Source organism: Curtobacterium sp. NPDC090223, from assembly GCF_044746585.1.
Lineage (GTDB): Bacteria > Actinomycetota > Actinomycetes > Actinomycetales > Microbacteriaceae > Curtobacterium.
This window is the reverse complement of sequence record NZ_JBIVCN010000003.1, coordinates 410,863-427,458: the sequence shown is the minus strand read 5'-3', so window position 1 is coordinate 427,458 and position 16,596 is coordinate 410,863. Positions and strand designations below refer to the sequence as shown.

The window sequence follows — 16,596 nt, the reverse complement described above, 5'->3', positions numbered from 1 at the left end:
CGCCGCCGGCGCGCGCGGCGCGCCGCTGCGGCCGCGCGCCGCGCGGCGCTGCCGCGGCGTGTATCGCGCCCCTTCGTGGACATTGCGCCCCGTCACCTCGGGGCGCGATGTCCGTCAGAGGGCGCGATTCGCAGCAGCTCGCCACGCTGCGGCCCAGTTGGGCCCGAGCGGTACCCCGGCGTCGAGCAAGCGTCGCGGGAGCTGGCCCGCCGGCATCGCGTCGCTCCACGTCACGCGGGCGAATCCGTGGACTTCGTGATGCCCACGGAGTCGATCTTCGCGACGCTTCTCCTGGACGACGACTTCCTCGGCGCTGCGGCCGTTCCGGTACCGCGGGTCCCGGTACTTCGCAGCTCCGTCGAACTCGACGATCGTGCCGGATCCGGGAAACCAGAAGTCGACCCGGTCAGCGCCACCCCATTCGTTCGGGAACTCCCGCTGGGGCTGTGGGCTCGGAGCACCGAGCACGTGCGCTCCCCATCGCGTGATGCTCTCGCCGGGTGAGTCCGCGGACGCGTCCGCCATCCCGATCAGTTCCCGAGCACGCCGCCGGGCACGCGGCGCTCCGCGCATCGAAAGTTCACGGCGCAGTTGGTCGCGGTCGATGCCACGACGCAGGATCGCATCGAGCACGACGATCGCGCGCCACGGGTGTTCGCGGAGTGCGACATCGACTCCGGTCACGGCGAGCGAGGTCACCACGTACCCGTCGATCGCCACCGTCTCCGGGACTCGGCCATCGGTGCCGACGCGTTGGAGCGACGACTTGACCTGACCTCGGTCACGACCGGGATCCGTCAGCATCACGCGTGCGCCGAAGCCGCCGATCCAGGGCAACCGGTGCAGGGCGACGGCGGACGCATGGGACACGATGTGGTCTCCCCGCCCGATCGAGGCCTGGACGAGCGCGAGGTGCCGTTCGTGTGTGGCCGAACCAGCCCACGCAGCCGCGTCGACGTAGGCGCCACGGTGGATGCGCACCAGTTCTCCTCGGCGGGCCGCACGTCGGATCGCTCCACCGGCTGCCGTGTCGGTCTGACCGACGGTCGACGTGATCTCGATTCCCATCGTCCGACGATCACCCCGACAGGACTCGAGCAGGTCGTCCCGCATGGGGTTGCGGAAACAGAAGAGCGATCCCGGCGCTGGGGAGGAGCGCCGGCGTCTGCTTTGCGCCCGCGAGCGAACATCGCGCCCCGGAGTAACGGGGCGCGATGTTCGCAAGCGGGCGCGAAGCGGGGCACGGCCGCGCGGCCGCGCGGCCCGCGCGCTACGAGACGCGGGGGCGGATCGCGTCGGCGAGGGCGTCGACGAGCGCCTGGGCCTCGGCGGCGGTCGGCGCGACCGTGTCGATGTAGACCTTCACCTTGGGCTCGGTGCCGCTCGGACGGACGATCACGCGGGCGTCGCCCTCGAGGTCGTAGCGCAGGATGTCCGAGGGCGGGAAGCCGTCGACCCCGGACGCGTAGTCGGTCGCCGACAGCACGGACAGCGGCCCGAGCGTCGTCGGCGGCGTGGCCCTGAGCGACTCCATGATCGTGCCGATGCGAGCGAGGTCGTCCACCCGCGTCGCGACCTGGCCGGAGGCGAACGCACCGAACTCCGCCGCGAAGGCCTCCAGCTGCCCGGCGATGGACGAACCGGACGCGTGCAGTGACGTCGCGAGGTCGAGCAGCACCAGCGCCGCCGAGATGCCGTCCTTGTCGCGGACGACCTCAGGGTCGACCAGGTAGCCGAGCGCTTCCTCGTACCCGAAGCGCAGGTCGGGCACGCGGGAGACCCACTTGAAGCCGGTCAGGGTGTCGCGGTACCCGAGGCCGTACCGTGCCGCGACGCGGGACAGCGCCGGGGACGACACGATCGAGGCGGCGAGGACGCCACCGGCACCGGCGCGGGACGCCGCCCGCCAGCCGAGCAGCCAGCCCACCTCGTTGCCGGAGAGCCGCCGGTAGGAGCCGTCCTCGGCCGGGATCGCCAGGGCCAGCCGGTCGGCGTCCGGGTCGTTCGCGATCACCAGGTCCGCGCCGACCGCGACACCGCGGGCGATCGCGAGGTCCATCGCGCCCGGCTCCTCCGGGTTCGGGAACGCCACCGTCGGGAACGCCCCGTCCGGCTCGATCTGCTCCGGGACGACCGCCGGCTCGGCGAACCCGGCCGCGGCGAACACCGCGCGCGCGGTCTCCCACCCCACGCCGTGCATCGCCGTGTAGACGACCTTCGGCTGTGCGGCGACCGGGAGCGCCGGTTCCGGCACGATCGCAGCCGTGGCGGCCACGTAGGCGTCGAGGACGGCTGCCGAGGCGACCGTGTAGTCCGTCGCTCGGACGAGCGCGTCGATCGAGCCCGCGGCGACGGCGTCGATGGCATCGGCGATCGTTCCGTCGACCGGCGGCACGATCTGCGAGCCCTCGTCGTCCCCACCGAGGTAGACCTTGTAGCCGTTGTCCCGCGGCGGGTTGTGGCTCGCCGTCACCATCACCCCGGCTCCTACGTCGAGGTGCCGGACCGCGAACGCCAGCACGGGCGTCGGGAGCGCGGACGGCAGCAGCGTGACGTCGAGTCCGAGGCCCCGCATCACCTCGGCTGAGTCACGGGCGAAGACGTCCGAGTTCACCCGGCCGTCGTAGCCGATGACGACGCTGCGCTGCCGGCCGGTGTCGATGAGGAACCGCGCGAGACCCGCAGCCGCCTGGGTCACGACGACCCGGTTCATCCGGAGCGGTCCCCAGCCGAGTTCGGCACGGAGCCCGGCGGTGCCGAACTGCAGCCGTCCGGCGAAACGGTCGGCGAGCAGTGCCAGCGCGGCCTCGTCGCCGGAGGACGCCGCGGTCACGGCCTGGGACAGTGCCTGCTGTGTCGACTCGTCCGGGTCCTGCGCGAGCCACGCCCGTGCGACGTCGAGCACGTCCGTGCTCACAGCGCCGCCACCACCCGTGCGAGCAGGTCCGCGATCACCGGCTCGGCCTCGCGCCCGGCCTCGAGCACCTCGGCGTGCGAGAGCGGGGTCTTCTGGATGCCGGCGGCGAGGTTCGTGATCAGCGAGAACCCGAGGATCTCCATGCCGGCCTGTCGGGCGGCGATCGCTTCGAGTGCGGTGGACATGCCGACGATGTGCCCGCCGATGGTCTTCGCCATCTGCACCTCGGCCGGGGTCTCGTAGTGCGGGCCGCGGAACTGCGTGTAGACGCCCTCGTCGAGGGACGGGTCGATCGTGCGGGCGACCTCGCGGAGCCGTGCCGAGTACAGGTCGGTCAGGTCGATGAACGTCGCGCCCTCGAGCGGGCTGTCCGCGGTGAGGTTGATGTGGTCGCTGATGAGCACGGGCGTGCCCGGCTTCCAGTGCTCCTTGATGCCGCCGGCACCGTTCGTCAGCACCATCGTGGTGGCCCCGGTCGCCGCCGCCGTGCGGACGCTGTGCACGACCCGACGGACGCCGTGGCCCTCGTAGTAGTGCGTCCGGGCGCCGATGACCAGCGCGTGACGGCCGTCGGGCAGCCGGATCGAGCGGACCGTGCCGGAGTGGCCGGGCACGGCGGAGGCGCTGAAGCCGGGGACCTCGGCGGCGGGGATCTCGGAGACGGTCTCACCGACGAGGTCTGCGGCCTTCCCCCACCCGGATCCGAGCGTCAGGGCGATGTCGTGCCGCTCGATCCCGGACTCGGCGGCGATGACGGCTGCGGCATCGCGGGCGACGTCGAACGGGTCGACGGCGGGGTCGTTGAGCGGGTTGGATTCGGTGGTCGTGCTGGCCATGGGCCAATGCTACGGGTCACCGAGGGCAGCGCCGTGCGCCGCACTCCGGGTTGCCGAGGGCAGCGCCGTGCGCCGCACTCCGGGTTGCCGAGCGCAGCGCCGTGCGCCCCGCTACGGGGCCGGTGACTCCCCCAGGGACTTCTCCACAGCGGCCGTGATCTCGCCCTGGTCGAAGTGGTTGCGGATCACGATGACCTCGGCGTAGGTGTCCCCGATCGCCTCGACGAACTCCTGCGAGGTGAGGATCACGTTGGCGTCGTCCGACACCTGCCGCACCGACGCGACGTCGGCCGCCACGACCTCCGCGCTGAGCCCGAGCGCCGTCAGGGCCTTCTCGGCGTTGACCTTCAAGATGGCGCTCGAGCCGATGCCCGCGCCGCAGATCGTCACGATCTTCACGCCGAAACCCCCATGATCGAACGGACCTCCGAAGCGGACCCGGCCGCCGCGAGCCTGGACGTCACCGAGGCGTCGTTGAACAGGTTCGCGATCTCCCCGATGGACTCCAGGTGCGTGCCGACCCCGGCGACCGCGAGCCCGAGCACCACCGACACGGGGTCGTTGTGCGGGTGCCCGAACGCCACCGGTTCGGCGAGGGTGACGACGGACAGCCCGTCGCGCAGCACAGTGGACCCCGGCCGGGCGTGCGCGAACGCCAGACCCGGCGAGATCACGATGTACGGCCCGTGCTCTTCCACCATGGCGATCATGGCGTCGGTGTAGGCATCCGTCGCCGCTCCGGACGCGACGAGGGCGCCACCGGCGAGCCGGATCGCGTCACGCCACGTGGGCGCGGACGCACCGAGCACGACGGCGTCGTCGGAGAGCGGCGGCAGACCCATGCGATCAGGCCTCCGCGTAGCCGGACGTGATCAGCGCGATGATCTCCTCGCGGTCCTCGAGCGGCAGGAACGAGCCGAGGGCGGCGTTGATCTGGAACGCGGCCAGGTCGTCGAGGTCGTACCCGAACGTCCCCGCGAGCAGCGCGAGCTCCTTGGTGAGCGTGGTGTTGCTCATCAGGCGGTTGTCGGTGTTGACGGTGACCCGGAAGCCGAGCTGGTAGAGCACGTCGAAGGGGTGGTCGGCGAGGTCGTCGCCCCACGCCGCGATCGCGCCGGTCTGCAGGTTCGACTGCGGCGAGACCTCGAGCGGGATCTCCCGGTCGCGCACCCACGATGCGATCTCGCCGAGGGACGCCAGCGTGGAGCCGTCACCGGCGTCGGAGAGGGTGACGTCCTCGAACAGGCGCACACCGTGACCGAGCCGGAGCGCCCGGCCGTCGACCAACGCCGAGCGGATCGAGGCGAGCCCGTCGGCTTCTCCGGCGTGGACGGTGACCGGGAAGAGCTCGGACGCCAGGTAGTCGAACGCGGCGCGGTGGTTCGACGCGGGGAACCCGGCTTCGGCCCCGGCGATGTCGAACCCGACGACCCCGCGGTCACGGTGGCGGACGGCGAGCTCGGCGATCTCGAGCGCACGGTCGGCGTGGCGCATGGCCGTCACGAGCTGCCCGACGCGGATCGCTCCGCCGGCGGCGTCGACCGCTTCCTCGATGCCGGCCTGGACGGCCTCGACCGTCTCGTCGAGCGTCAGACCGCCCTGCAGGTGCTGCTCGGGCGCCCACCGGATCTCGCCGTACACGACACCGTCGGCGACGAGGTCCTCGACGAACTCCCGCGCGACACGGGTCAGGCCGTGCGCCGTCTGCATCACGCTCGTGGTGACGTCGAAGGTCTTGAGGTACTCGACGAGCGAACCGGAGTTCGACTGGTCGGCGAACCACTGGCCGAGCTCGGCGGGGTCGGTCGTCGGGAGCGACACACCCGCCGACTCGGCGAGCTCGATGATGGTCGACGGGCGGAGTCCGCCGTCGAGGTGGTCGTGCAGGGAGACCTTGGGCAGGTCGTTGATCACGGCGCCCGCGTCGGGCAGTCGGTACGTGGGTGCGGCGTCGGCGCTCATGTCCACCAGGCTATCGGTGGTCACGCCCGCCCCGCAGGCGACGTCCCACAGGTTTGTGGAGAACGGCCTGGAGGCTCGCTACAGGTGGAGGAGCGACGTCACGGCAGGCGTTCGCGGACGATCGGCCCGCGGGCCGGAGCGGACGATCCGATGGACCACGCCCCCTCGAGCACCTCGAGCGCACGCGGGATCCGCGACGCATCGTCGGTGTGCAGTGTCCAGAGCGGCTGCCCCTCGGTCACGGTGTCGCCCGGCTTGACGTGCAGCTCGATGCCGGCACCGGCCTGCACCGGGTCCTGCGCCCGCGCTCGACCCGCGCCGAGGCGCCACGCGGAGACGCCGAACGGCAGCGCCGCCTGGGTGGCGAGCACACCGGACGACGGTGCCGTGACGACGTGCTGTTCGCGGGCCACGGGGAGCGCGGCGGACGGGTCGCCGCCCTGCGCCGAGATCATCCGTCGCCACGTGTCCATCGCCCGTCCGTCCGCGAGCGCCGCAGCCGGGTCCGCGTCCGGCAGCCCCGCCAGGCGCAGCATCTCCGACGCGAGCGACAGCGTCAGCTCCACGACGTCGGCGGGTCCCCCGCCCTGCAGGACCTCGACGGACTCCCGCACCTCGAGCGCGTTGCCGATCGTCAGCCCGAGCGGGACCTCCATGTCGGTCAGCAGCGCCGAGGTCGCGACCCCGGCGTCCTTCCCGAGGTCGACCATCGTCTGCGCGAGTTCCCGCGATGCCTCGTACGTCGGCATGAACGCCCCGGATCCGAACTTCACGTCGAGCACGAGCGCGCCCGTGCCCTCGGCGATCTTCTTCGACATGATGCTCGACGCGATGAGCGGGATGCACTCGACGGTGCCGGTGATGTCCCGCAGCGCGTAGAGCTTCTTGTCCGCGGGGGCGAGCCCGGAACCCGCCGCGCAGATGACCGCGCCGACGTCGTCCAGGATCGCCAGCATGCGGTCGTTCGAGATCGATGCCTGCCACCCGGGGATCGACTCGAGCTTGTCGAGCGTCCCACCGGTGTGCCCGAGCCCCCGCCCGGACAACTGCGGCACGGCCACCCCGAACGACGCCACCAGCGGCGCCAGCGGCAGCGTGATCTTGTCGCCGACCCCGCCGGTGGAGTGCTTGTCCACCGTCGTCTTGCCGAGCGAGGAGAACGACATCCGCTCCCCCGACGCGATCATCGCGAGCGTCAGGTCCTTGATCTCCCGGCGCTCCATCCCGTTCAGGAAGACCGCCATCGCCATGGCCGCCATCTGCGGGTCCTCGACGTAGCCGCGCGTGTACGCGTCGACGAGCCAGTCGATCTCCGGCGTGCTCAACGCGGAGCCGGAGCGCTTCGTGCGGATGAGGTCGACGGTGTCGAACGGTTCGACGGCCATGCTGATCAGTGCTCCTGCTGGTAGGTCACGAGGGTCCGCGGCCCGAAGGCGTCCGGCAGGACCTCGTCGATGGTGCGGATGCCGGAGACGGTCTCGAGCAGCATGCCCTCGGCCGAGTGCTCGAAGAGCAGCTGGCGGCAGCGCCCGCACGGCATCAGCGTCGCGCCGTCGCCGTCCACGCACGTGAAGGCGACGAGCTTGCCGCCGCCGGTCATGTGCAGCTGCGAGACGAGCGAGCACTCCGCGCAGAGCGTCACGCCGTACGACGCGTTCTCGACGTTGCAGCCGGACACGATCCGGCCGTCGTCGGTGAGCGCCGCGGCGCCCACCGGGAACGACGAGTACGGCGCGTAGGCGTGCCGCATGGCAGCCGTGGCCGCGTCGCGGAGCGACGCCCAGTCCAGGTCGGACGGGAGGCTCGTGGCCGCGTCCGCAGCGGCGGTGTCGGTGACCGCCTGGTCACCCGCAGCGTTCGTGTCGGTCATGCGCCGGGCCTCCTGGCTAGCTCTTGATGTACGGCTTGCCGGACGCGGCCGGACCACGCGACTGCCCGACCAGGCCGGCCACCGCGAAGATCGTCACCACGTAGGGCAGCATGAGCAGGAACTCGCTCGGGACGGGCGAGTTGATCGACCCGAGGACGTTCTGCAGGTTCGACGCGAAGCCGAACAGCAGCGCCGCGAGCGTCGCCTTGATCGGGTCCCAGCGGCCGAAGATGACGGCGGCCAGGGCGATGTAGCCCGCGCCGGCGGTCATGTCCTTGGCGAACGGACCGACCGATCCGAGCGTGAAGTACGCACCGCCGAGACCCGCGATCGCGCCCGCGAGGGACACGTTCCAGAACCGCGTGCTGAGCACGTTGATGCCGACCGTGTCCGCTGCCTGCGGGTGCTCGCCGACGGCACGGAGGCGGAGACCCCAGCGCGTCTTGAAGAGCGCGAAGGTGACCACCGCGACGGCGACGTACGCGATGTAGACGATGACGTTCTGCTCGAAGAACACCGGACCGATGACCGGGATCTGGTGCAGGACCGGGATCGGCAGCACCGGGAAGCGGATGCCGACGTTGAGCGTCTGCTCGGCGGGCGAGAGCACCTGCGAGTACAGGAAGCCCGTCAGCCCGGACACGAACGCGTTGATGACGACACCGACGATGACCTGGTCGACGAGGTACTTGATGCTGAACGCCGCGAGGACGAACGACACGAGCACACCCGCGACGAGGGCGCCGATCAGGCCGACCCACGCCGAGCCGGTGAGCGAGCCGATCATCGCGGAGACGAACGCACCGGCGAGGAACTGGCCCTCGATCGCGATGTTCACCACGCCGACGCGCTCGGAGATCACGCCGCCGAGGGCACCGAACACGAGCGGCACGCTCAGGCCGAGGGCACCGACCAGGAGCCCGGGCACCGGGATCGTCGCGCCGGCCGCGGCCCACGCCAGGAACCCGACGACGAAGAACAGCGCGAACAGCGAGGTCACCCAGAGCGGGGTCTTCTCGTAGCGGCCGGCCTGGACGAAGGCGAAGACGGTGGCCAGGGCGAGCACGACGATGACGACGACGCCGGTCCCGGTGGCGGGCAGCGGCACGTCCGGCAGCTGCACGAAGTCCCCGGCGTTCGCGAGCCGGAACGTCGTGTCGCCCGCGCGGTGCAGGAGGCCGAAGAACACGAGTGCGACGACCGTGAAGACGGCGAACGCGATCGGGAGCTTCCAGCTGCGGGTGGACTCGACGGCACGGTCCGTCGGGGCGGGCATGGCCGCTGTGGGGCTGATGGTGCTCACGCGGCGACTGCCTTCCGCTCGGACTTCTTGGAGCTCTTGCGACGGGCGCCCGGCTGCGGGATCCGGAAGATCGCGCGGACGAGCGGCGGTGCCGCGATGAACAGGACGATGAGCGCCTGGATCACGCCGACGATGTCGATCGGGATGCCGTTCGCCGCCTGCATGGCGTAGCCGCCGTTCTTGAGGACGCCGAACAGGATCGCCGCCCAGAACGTGCCCCACGGCTTCGAGCGTCCGAGGAGCGCCACCGTGATCGCGTCGAAGCCGATCCCGGCGTCGATGTTCGAGGTGAAGCCGCTCGTGACGGCGCCCTGCACCTGGTACGCGCCGGCGATGCCGACGAGCGCACCCGAGATGACGAGCACCCAGATGGTCAGGGACGGCACGCTCATGCCGGCGACGCGCGCCGCCCGCGGGTTCTCACCGATCGTGCGGAACCGGAAGCCGAGCGAGGACTTGTTCACGAGCCACCACACGACGACCACGGCGATGAGCGCGACGACGAAGCCGAGGTCGATGCCGAACCGCGGGCCGAACAGGGCCGGGAGCACCGCCGTGTCCTTCATGGCGGGCGAGATCGGGTTCGGGCTGCCGGGGGCCTGCAGCAGGCCGGGCGTCCGCAGGAAGTAGCTGACCAGGTACAGCGCGACGTAGTTGAGCATGATCGTCAGGACGACCTCGTTCGCACCGGTCCGCGCCTTGAGCACGCCGACGATGCCACCCCAGACCGCACCGCCGACGATGCCGGCGACGATCGTGAGCGGGATGTGGATCGCCGCGGGCAGGTCGACCGCGAAGCCGACCCAGCCGGCCGCGGCCGCTCCCATCAGGATCTGTCCCTGGCCGCCGATGTTGAACAGGCCGGCACGGAAGGACAGCGCGATGCCGAGGCCCGCTGCGATGAGCGGCACGGCGTAGTCGATCGAGCGGGTGATCGGGGCGATCGCCTGCGCGAAGGAGCTCGCACCGAAGTTGACGACCGAGCCCTGGAACAGCGAGGCGTACGAGCCGCCGACCGCGGTCCAGACGGCACGGAACGTGTCGCCGGGACGGGCGAAGAAGTACCCGGCGGCCTGCTGAACGGCGGGGTCGGTGATCGCGATCAGGATGCCGCACGCGACGAGCGCGAGCACGACGGCCAGGACCGTGACGAGCACGGAGCCGTTCATGATGCCCTGCAGTGCTGCCTGCATGCGCTCGGTGCCGGTGCGGTCGCCCGCACGGCGCTCGGTGTCGTCCGCGGAGTCGGTCATCAGACGGGGGCCGCCCTCGACGTCCTGGATGCGGTCGTCGGTGGGCAGTTCCTCGTTGGGCGTGGGGGTGCTCACGCTGCCAGCTCCGTTCCTTCTGGAAGCTCCCCGGCCATCATCAGGCCGAGGACGTCGCGGGGGGTGTCCGCCGGGACGATGCCGATGATCGCGCCGCGGTACATGACCGCGATCCGGTCGGCGAGCGCCACGACCTCGTCGAGCTCCGTGGAGACGACGATGACGGGGACGCCGGTGTCGCGGGTGGCGACGATGCGCTTGTGCACGAACTCGATCGAGCCGACGTCGATGCCGCGGGTGGGCTGCGCCGCGACGAACAGGCGCAGCTCGCGGCTGAGCTCGCGGGCCAGGACGATCTTCTGCTGGTTGCCGCCGGACAGCCGACCGGCCGCGGTGGTGCGGCCGGGGGTGCGGATGTCGAACTCGGCGATCTTCTCGTCCGCGAACGCGTCGCGCTCCGCGGACCGGATCGTGCCGGCACGGACGAACTCGCGGTGGTCGGCGCGGTCGAGCATCAGGTTCTCGGCGATGGTGAACTCGCCGACGAGCCCGTCTTCCTTGCGGTCCTCGGGGACGAACCCGACGCCGGCGTCGAGCACCTGCTTGACGCTCCGGCCGGTGAGCTCCTTGCCGTCCAGCGTGACGTGCCCGGTGCGGATCGGCTCGAGTCCGATGATCGCCTCGGTGAGCTCGGTCTGCCCGTTGCCCTGCACGCCCGCGATGGCGAGGACCTCGCCGCGACGGACCGTGAAGGAGACGTCGTCGACGAGCACGATGCCGGACGGGTCGGTGACGGTGACGTTCTGCACGACGAGCGCGTCCTCGCCGCCGGCGGAGGGCTCCTTGTCGACGACCAGGGAGACCGCGCGGCCGACCATGAGCGCCGCGAGCTCGTTGTTCGTCGCGGTCGGGGATGCCTCGCCGACGACCTTGCCGAGCCGGATCACCGTGATGCGGTCGGCGACCTCGCGGACCTCGCGGAGCTTGTGGGTGATGAAGACGATGGCGGTGCCGGCTTCGCGGAGCTGGCGCATGATGCCCATCAGCTCGTCGGTCTCCTGCGGGGTGAGGACGGCGGTGGGCTCGTCGAACACCAGCACGGAGGCGTCGCGGGAGAGGGCCTTGATGATCTCGACGCGCTGCTGCACGCCGACGGGCAGCTCTTCCACTCGTGCGTCGGGGTCGACGTCGAACCCGAATCGCTCGGAGATCTCGCGGACGCGCTTGCGGGCGCCGGCGAGGTCGAGACGGCCGCCGAAGGTCGTCTCCTCCTGCCCGAGCATCACGTTCTCGGCGACGGTGAACACGGGCACGAGCATGAAGTGCTGGTGCACCATGCCGATGCCGGCGCGCATCGCGTCACCGGGGCCGTCGAAGTCCTGGACCACGTCGTCCAGCAGGATCTCGCCCTCTTCGGCCTGGTACATGCCGTAGAGCACGTTCATCAGGGTGGACTTGCCCGCACCGTTCTCGCCGAGGAGACAGTGCACCTCGCCCGGTTCGACGGTGAGGGAGATGTGGTCGTTCGCGACCAGGGGGCCGAACCGCTTGGTGATGCCGCGGAGTTCCAGCTTCATGTCGGGAGTCTATTTCTGTCGTGGTGCTGCGGAGCGCATGGGAATGCGGGCGGAGGAGAACTCCCCCGCCCGCATCGGTGGTGCTACTTGACGGTCGCCTTGGTCTCGACCTTGATCGAGCCGTCGATGATGCCGGCCTTGATCGTGTCGAGCTCCTTGGTCAGGCCCGAGTCGACCTTCGACGCGTAGTCGTGGAACGGAGCGATGCCGACGCCGTCGTTCTTCAGCGTGCCGACGTACGGGGTCTTCGAGAAGTCGCCCTTGGCGGCCTGCTCGACGACGTCCTTGGTCGCGGGGCGCATGCCCTTCTCGACGGAGGTCAGCGCGATGTCCTTGTAGCGCGGGTCGGCCTCGTAGAGGTCGCTGTCCGCACCGATCAGGACGGAGCCGTTGTCGGCGTCCTTGATGGCCTCTGCGGCGCTCTGGTAGATCGGGCCACCGACGGGCAGGATGACGTCGGCGTTCTGGTCGATCAGCGTCTGCGCGACCGACTTGGCCTGCGTGCCGGCCTCGAAGCCACCGGTGAAGGAGCCCTTCTGGCTGTCGACGTCCCAGCCGACGACCTTGACGTTCTTGTCCTTCTGGTCGTTGTAGTACTTCACGCCGTCCGCGAAGCCGTCCATGAAGATGGTGACGGTCGGGATCTGCATGCCGCCGAAGGTGCCGACGACGCCGGACTTCGAGTAGGACGCCGCCGCGTAGCCGGCGAGGAACGCCGCCTGCGAGGTGTCGAACGTGATCGGCTTGACGTTCTTGGCGTCGATCGAGTTGTCGTCGATGATCGCGAAGTCGGTGTCGGGGTTCGCAGCGGCCTGCTTCTTGGTGGCGTCGGCGAGGTTGAAGCCGACCGTCACGATGAGCTTGCAGTTCTGGTTGATGAGCTGCTCGATGTTGGAGTCGTAGACCGTGGAGTCCTTCGACTCGGCCGACTTGTAGGTCGCGCCGAGTTCCTTGGCGGCGTCCTTCAGACCCTCGTAGCCGAGCTGGTTGAACGACTTGTCGTCGAAGCCGCCGGAGTCCGACACCATGCAGGGTCGGAAGCTGGTGGTCTTCGCCGACGAGGTGTCGGACGGAGCGGCGGAGCAGCCGGCCAGGACGGCGACGGTGCCGAGGAGCGCGAGGCCGCTGAGTGCGATCTGACGGGTACGAGATGACACGGGTTGGTTCCTCCGGGGAGCAGGGCCCGGTCACTGCGCACCGGGCGATCGTGGCGACAGTACACGACCGCCTGGTCGGTACAGAACGCCCTCGGAGCCGCCTGTGGATCAGTTACGAGATCGCGACCGCGCCGTAACGCGGCCGTAACGCGAGGTCGCACTTCCGACCCCGGTTGTGGGGGTTTGGTGATGGAGCGCTACAGGACGTCGTCCCGGCCGCTGATCTTCAGTGCATCCACCACACCCTTGACCCGCTGGGCGTTCGCGCTGGTCGTCACGAGGAGCGCGTCGGGGGTGTCCACGACCACGATGTCCTCGACCCCGATGAGCGAGATCAGCCGCTGGCTGTGCGACACCACGATGCCGCTCGAGGAGTCCGCCAGGATGCGGGCGCCGTCGCCGAGCACCGCGAGGTTGTTCGTCCGGCCGCCGGACTGCAGCTTCGCGAGGGACGCGAAGTCGCCGACGTCGTCCCAGTCGAAGTCGCCGGGCACCACGGCCATCCGACCGGCTGCCGCCGCGGGCTCGGCCACGGTGTAGTCGATGGCGATCTTCTTGAGCGCGGGCCAGATCCGGTCGACGACCACGCCGCGCGCGGAGGTGTCCCACGCGGCGGCGAGCTCCTCGAGCCCGGCGAGCAGCTCCGGCTCGGCGCGCCCGATCTCGGCCAGGATCACGTCGGCCCTGGCGATGAACATGCCCGCGTTCCAGAGGTAGGAGCCGTCCTCCAGGTACCCGCGTGCCGTGTCGAGGTCCGGCTTCTCCACGAAGGACCGCACCGAGTGGGCGTTCGGGGCGCCGTCGACGCCGAGGCCCTCGCCGTCGGCGTGGATGTAGCCGAAGCCGATCGCGGGCTCGGTCGGGGTGATCCCGATCGTCGTGACGTACCCGGCCCGGGCGACCGCCACCGCCTCGCGCACCGAGCGCCGGAACCCTCGGGCGTCGCCGATGACGTGGTCGGCCGCGAAGGAACCGATCACCACGTCGGGTTCCCGGCGGCGCAGGATCGCGGCCGCGAGCCCGATCGCCGCGGTGGAGTCCTTCGGCTCGCTCTCCAGGACGACGTTGTGGTCGTCGATGCCCGGCAGCTGCGACTCGACGGCCACGCGGTGCGCGCGGCCGGTGACGACCATGATCCGGGACTCGCCGGCGAGCGGCGCGAGCCGGTCCCACGTCTGCCGGAGCAGCGACGTGCCCGACCCGGTCAGGTCGTGCAGGAACTTCGGGGCGTCGGCGCGCGAGAGCGGCCAGAGGCGCGATCCGATGCCGCCGGCGGGGATGATCGCGTAGAAGTCTTCGAGGGGGGCTGCCACCCGCTCACCGTACCGGTCACGGGTCGTCGTTCCTGGGTGCGCCCGAGCGGTGCGCGCCGGCTGCGGCAAACCGCACGTCGATTTCACCCGCGTCGACCGTGCCGTTCACCGTCGGGTCCCCCGCGACGACACGTGGCGCGCGGAGCATGGGCGGTGCCATGAACGCACGCAGCGTGGAGCGCGGCTCGGCCCAGAGGACCGTCGCCGTCGTGACCGAGAGCTTCCTGCCCACCCTCAACGGCGTGACCACGAGTGTCCTGGCGGTCCTGGACCACCTGGAGCACCGCGGCCACCGCGCGGTCGTGATCGCGCCGGACACCCCGTGGCTCGCCGGTCGGCGGTCCCGGACGGACCTGGAGCGGTACCGCGGGTTCGACGTCCACCGGATCCCGGCCGTCGCGTACCGCCAGTTCCCGGTCGCGCTCCCCCACCCCGTGCTCGACACGATCCTCGCCGCCTCCGGCGCCGACGTGCTCCACGCCGCGAGTCCGTTCCTGTTGGGTGGGCGTGCGATCACGGCAGCCGGGAGGCTCGGCATCCCCTCCGTCGCCGTCTTCCAGACCGACGTGGCCGGGTTCGCCCGCCGCAACGGCCTGGCAGCGACGACTCCCCTCGTCCGCCGGGTGCTCGGGCGCATCCACGCCGGCGCCTCGCTGACGCTCGCGCCGTCGTCCGCGACCGCCGCGATGCTCGAGGCGGACGGCGTGCCCCGCGTCACGCGATGGGGTCGCGGTGTTGACACCGCGCTGTTCCACCCGGGCCGGCGACGGTCGGCTCCGGTCCGCGCGCTGCGGCGGCGACTCGCCCCACGCGGGGAGACCATCGTCGGGTACGTGGGTCGGCTCGCTCCGGAGAAGGAGGTCGAGCGGCTCGCTGAGCTCGGTGGCATCCCGGGCATCCGGGTCGTGGTCGCGGGAGGCGGGCCCTCCCGGCCGGCCCTGGAGCGACGGCTCCGCCACCTGGACGCGACCTTCACCGGCCCGCTGCGCGGCGACGCGCTGGCCGACGTGTACGCGGCGCTCGACGTGTTCGTGCACACGGGTCCGGCCGAGACCTTCGGGCAGACGCTGCAGGAGGCGCACGCGTCCGGGCTCCCCGTGGTGGCGCCGGCTGCGGGCGGGCCGCTCGACCTGGTCGCGCCCGGGCTCGACGGCGAGCTCTACGACCCGGACGTGCCGCAGGCGCTCCGGTCCGCCGTGCTCGCACTCCACCTGGACCGCGGCCGTGCCGAGCGGATGGGCTCGGCCGGCCGGCTGCGCGTCGTGGGCACGACGTGGGAGGCGATCGGCGACGAACTGCTCGCGCACCACGAAACCGCGAGGACCATCGGCGCGCCGCCCGTCGGCCGGGGCATTCTCACGGGGTGGAACGAGAAGGTCAGTACACGGTCGTAGGATGGACGTGTTCCACACGAACATGACGGCAACGGCTCGCCGATCGGCGGGCCTGTCCTACGGGAAGGCGAGCTCATGGCCGAGCAGACCGCAGGGGGTACGGCGACAGCCGCACCCCAGGTGACGATCGATGCGCCGCGCGCATCACGGACGCCACAGGGCACCCTGTACCGCGGCAGCACCGGGATGTGGTCCTGGGTGCTGCACCGCGTGACCGGTGTCGCGATCTACTTCTTCCTGCTCGTGCACATCCTCGACACGGCGCTCGTGCGGCTCTCCCCGGAGGCCTACAACGCCGTCATCGGGACGTACAAGACGCCGATCATGAACCTCGGTGAGATCGCCCTCGTGATGGCGATCGTCTTCCACGCGTTCAACGGGCTGCGCATCATCCTGGTCGACTTCTGGTCCAAGGGGCCGAAGTACCAGCGCGCGATGTTCTGGATCGTCATCGTGCTCTGGGCCGTGGCGATCGCGGGCTTCCTGCCGCGCCAGCTGATGAACCTCGTCGCCGACTTCCACTGATCAGGGGCCACATCATGACCACGCAGACCATCGCGCCCCCTCGCAGTGCCGAGGCCGCTCGCCGCACCACCAACTGGGAGAAGTGGGGCTGGATCTACATGCGCGGCTCGGGCGTCCTGCTCGTCGTGCTGATCTTCGGCCACCTCTTCGTCAACATGGTCGCGGGCGAGGGCGTCAAGCAGATCGACTTCGCGTTCGTCGCCGGCAAGTGGGCGAGCCCCTTCTGGCAGGTGTGGGACACCCTGATGCTGTGGCTCGCGCTGATCCACGGCTCGAACGGCATGCGCACCATCGTCAACGACTACGTGTCGAAGCCGGCCGTCCGGAAGACCCTGCTCATCGCGATCCTCGTCGCGTGCGTGCTGCTCATCGTCCTCGGCACCCTGGTGTGCTGGACGTTCGACCCGTGCCCCGCCGGCGCCGCCGCAGCGGACCTGCCGTCGTTCTGCCCCGCGCAGTAGCACCGGTCCAGCA

Annotated in this window: 16 protein-coding genes; 3 read left to right on the top strand and 13 right to left on the bottom strand. The window is 70.8% G+C overall.

Annotated elements, in window-relative coordinates; translation table 11 throughout:
• Window positions 1-114 precede the first annotated feature (114 nt).
• The 13 genes from ACIPJY_RS09525 to ACIPJY_RS09465 all read right to left on the bottom strand — a co-directional run bounded on the left by ACIPJY_RS09525 (window position 115) and on the right by ACIPJY_RS09465 (window position 14,203).
• The gene (locus ACIPJY_RS09525; protein WP_400467295.1) at window positions 115-1,068 is read right to left on the bottom strand and encodes a hypothetical protein; all 954 of its coding nucleotides are present in this window, start codon (window positions 1,066-1,068) and stop codon (window positions 115-117) included.
• Window positions 1,069-1,270: 202 nt separating this feature from the next.
• A complete protein-coding gene (locus ACIPJY_RS09520; RefSeq protein ID WP_400467297.1) occupies window positions 1,271-2,917 on the bottom strand; it encodes a phospho-sugar mutase in 1,647 nt (548 codons plus the stop codon).
• A complete protein-coding gene (locus ACIPJY_RS09515) occupies window positions 2,914-3,753 on the bottom strand; it encodes a purine-nucleoside phosphorylase (RefSeq protein ID WP_400467300.1) in 840 nt (279 codons plus the stop codon). Before ACIPJY_RS09515 ends, ACIPJY_RS09520 begins: the two co-directional genes overlap by 4 nt.
• A 111-nt stretch (window positions 3,754-3,864) precedes the next feature.
• Window positions 3,865-4,152, bottom strand: a complete 288-nt coding sequence (locus ACIPJY_RS09510) for a PTS sugar transporter subunit IIB (RefSeq protein ID WP_400467303.1) — start codon at window positions 4,150-4,152, stop codon at window positions 3,865-3,867.
• Window positions 4,149-4,595: a PTS sugar transporter subunit IIA gene (locus tag ACIPJY_RS09505; RefSeq protein WP_400467306.1), complete on the bottom strand. Its 447-nt coding sequence runs from the start codon at window positions 4,593-4,595 to the stop codon at window positions 4,149-4,151. Before ACIPJY_RS09505 ends, ACIPJY_RS09510 begins: the two co-directional genes overlap by 4 nt.
• A gap of 4 nt (window positions 4,596-4,599) precedes the next feature.
• On the bottom strand, window positions 4,600-5,715 hold the full coding sequence (locus ACIPJY_RS09500; protein WP_400467309.1) for an adenosine deaminase: 1,116 nt from the start codon (window positions 5,713-5,715) through the stop codon (window positions 4,600-4,602).
• 98 nt (window positions 5,716-5,813) lie between these two features.
• The gene (locus tag ACIPJY_RS09495) at window positions 5,814-7,100 is read right to left on the bottom strand and encodes a thymidine phosphorylase (protein WP_400467312.1); all 1,287 of its coding nucleotides are present in this window, start codon (window positions 7,098-7,100) and stop codon (window positions 5,814-5,816) included.
• 5 nt (window positions 7,101-7,105) lie between these two features.
• Entirely contained in the window at window positions 7,106-7,585 is a 480-nt protein-coding gene (locus ACIPJY_RS09490; RefSeq protein WP_400467315.1) for a cytidine deaminase, read from the bottom strand.
• 16 nt (window positions 7,586-7,601) lie between these two features.
• The gene (locus tag ACIPJY_RS09485) at window positions 7,602-8,888 is read right to left on the bottom strand and encodes an ABC transporter permease (RefSeq protein WP_400467318.1); all 1,287 of its coding nucleotides are present in this window, start codon (window positions 8,886-8,888) and stop codon (window positions 7,602-7,604) included.
• Window positions 8,885-10,216 (bottom strand): ABC transporter permease, encoded by a 1,332-nt coding sequence (locus ACIPJY_RS09480; protein ID WP_400467321.1) that lies wholly within the window; start codon window positions 10,214-10,216, stop codon window positions 8,885-8,887. The genes ACIPJY_RS09485 and ACIPJY_RS09480 overlap by 4 nt, the downstream gene beginning before the upstream one ends.
• Entirely contained in the window at window positions 10,213-11,733 is a 1,521-nt protein-coding gene (locus tag ACIPJY_RS09475) for an ABC transporter ATP-binding protein (protein WP_400467324.1), read from the bottom strand. Before ACIPJY_RS09475 ends, ACIPJY_RS09480 begins: the two co-directional genes overlap by 4 nt.
• 83 nt (window positions 11,734-11,816) lie before the next feature.
• A complete protein-coding gene (locus ACIPJY_RS09470; RefSeq protein ID WP_400467327.1) occupies window positions 11,817-12,890 on the bottom strand; it encodes a BMP family protein in 1,074 nt (357 codons plus the stop codon).
• Window positions 12,891-13,087: 197 nt separating this feature from the next.
• Window positions 13,088-14,203 carry a mannose-1-phosphate guanylyltransferase gene (locus ACIPJY_RS09465; protein WP_123656109.1) on the bottom strand — a complete coding sequence of 372 codons (1,116 nt, stop codon included), beginning with the start codon at window positions 14,201-14,203 and terminating at the stop codon, window positions 13,088-13,090.
• Window positions 14,204-14,361: 158 nt separating this feature from the next.
• Here ACIPJY_RS09465 and ACIPJY_RS09460 point away from each other — a divergent pair, with 158 nt between their 5' ends.
• From ACIPJY_RS09460 to sdhD, 3 genes are all read left to right on the top strand, one after another.
• Window positions 14,362-15,597 (top strand): glycosyltransferase family 4 protein, encoded by a 1,236-nt coding sequence (locus tag ACIPJY_RS09460; protein WP_400467330.1) that lies wholly within the window; start codon window positions 14,362-14,364, stop codon window positions 15,595-15,597.
• 75 nt (window positions 15,598-15,672) lie between these two features.
• Complete coding sequence (sdhC, locus tag ACIPJY_RS09455) at window positions 15,673-16,122, top strand: succinate dehydrogenase, cytochrome b556 subunit (protein WP_400467332.1); 450 nt, start codon at window positions 15,673-15,675, stop codon at window positions 16,120-16,122.
• Window positions 16,123-16,136: 14 nt separating this feature from the next.
• Window positions 16,137-16,583 carry a succinate dehydrogenase, hydrophobic membrane anchor protein gene (gene sdhD, locus ACIPJY_RS09450; protein ID WP_123656106.1) on the top strand — a complete coding sequence of 149 codons (447 nt, stop codon included), beginning with the start codon at window positions 16,137-16,139 and terminating at the stop codon, window positions 16,581-16,583.
• Window positions 16,584-16,596: the final 13 nt, after the last annotated feature.

Excerpts from the sequence above, each read along its gene's own strand:
- ACIPJY_RS09500 (WP_400467309.1), bottom strand. The coding sequence starts at position 5,715 with ATGAGCGCCGACGCCGCACCCACGTACCGACTGCCCGACGCGGGCGCC.
- ACIPJY_RS09495 (WP_400467312.1), bottom strand. The coding sequence starts at position 7,100 with ATGGCCGTCGAACCGTTCGACACCGTCGACCTCATCCGCACGAAGCGC.
- sdhC (WP_400467332.1), top strand. The coding sequence starts at position 15,673 with ATGGCCGAGCAGACCGCAGGGGGTACGGCGACAGCCGCACCCCAGGTG.
- ACIPJY_RS09525 (WP_400467295.1), bottom strand. The coding sequence starts at position 1,068 with ATGGGAATCGAGATCACGTCGACCGTCGGTCAGACCGACACGGCAGCC.
- ACIPJY_RS09490 (WP_400467315.1), bottom strand. The coding sequence starts at position 7,585 with ATGACCGACACGAACGCTGCGGGTGACCAGGCGGTCACCGACACCGCC.
- ACIPJY_RS09460 (WP_400467330.1), top strand. The coding sequence starts at position 14,362 with ATGAACGCACGCAGCGTGGAGCGCGGCTCGGCCCAGAGGACCGTCGCC.
- ACIPJY_RS09505 (WP_400467306.1), bottom strand. The coding sequence starts at position 4,595 with ATGGGTCTGCCGCCGCTCTCCGACGACGCCGTCGTGCTCGGTGCGTCC.
- ACIPJY_RS09515 (WP_400467300.1), bottom strand. The coding sequence starts at position 3,753 with ATGGCCAGCACGACCACCGAATCCAACCCGCTCAACGACCCCGCCGTC.
- sdhD (WP_123656106.1), top strand. The coding sequence starts at position 16,137 with ATGACCACGCAGACCATCGCGCCCCCTCGCAGTGCCGAGGCCGCTCGC.
- ACIPJY_RS09475 (WP_400467324.1), bottom strand. The coding sequence starts at position 11,733 with ATGAAGCTGGAACTCCGCGGCATCACCAAGCGGTTCGGCCCCCTGGTC.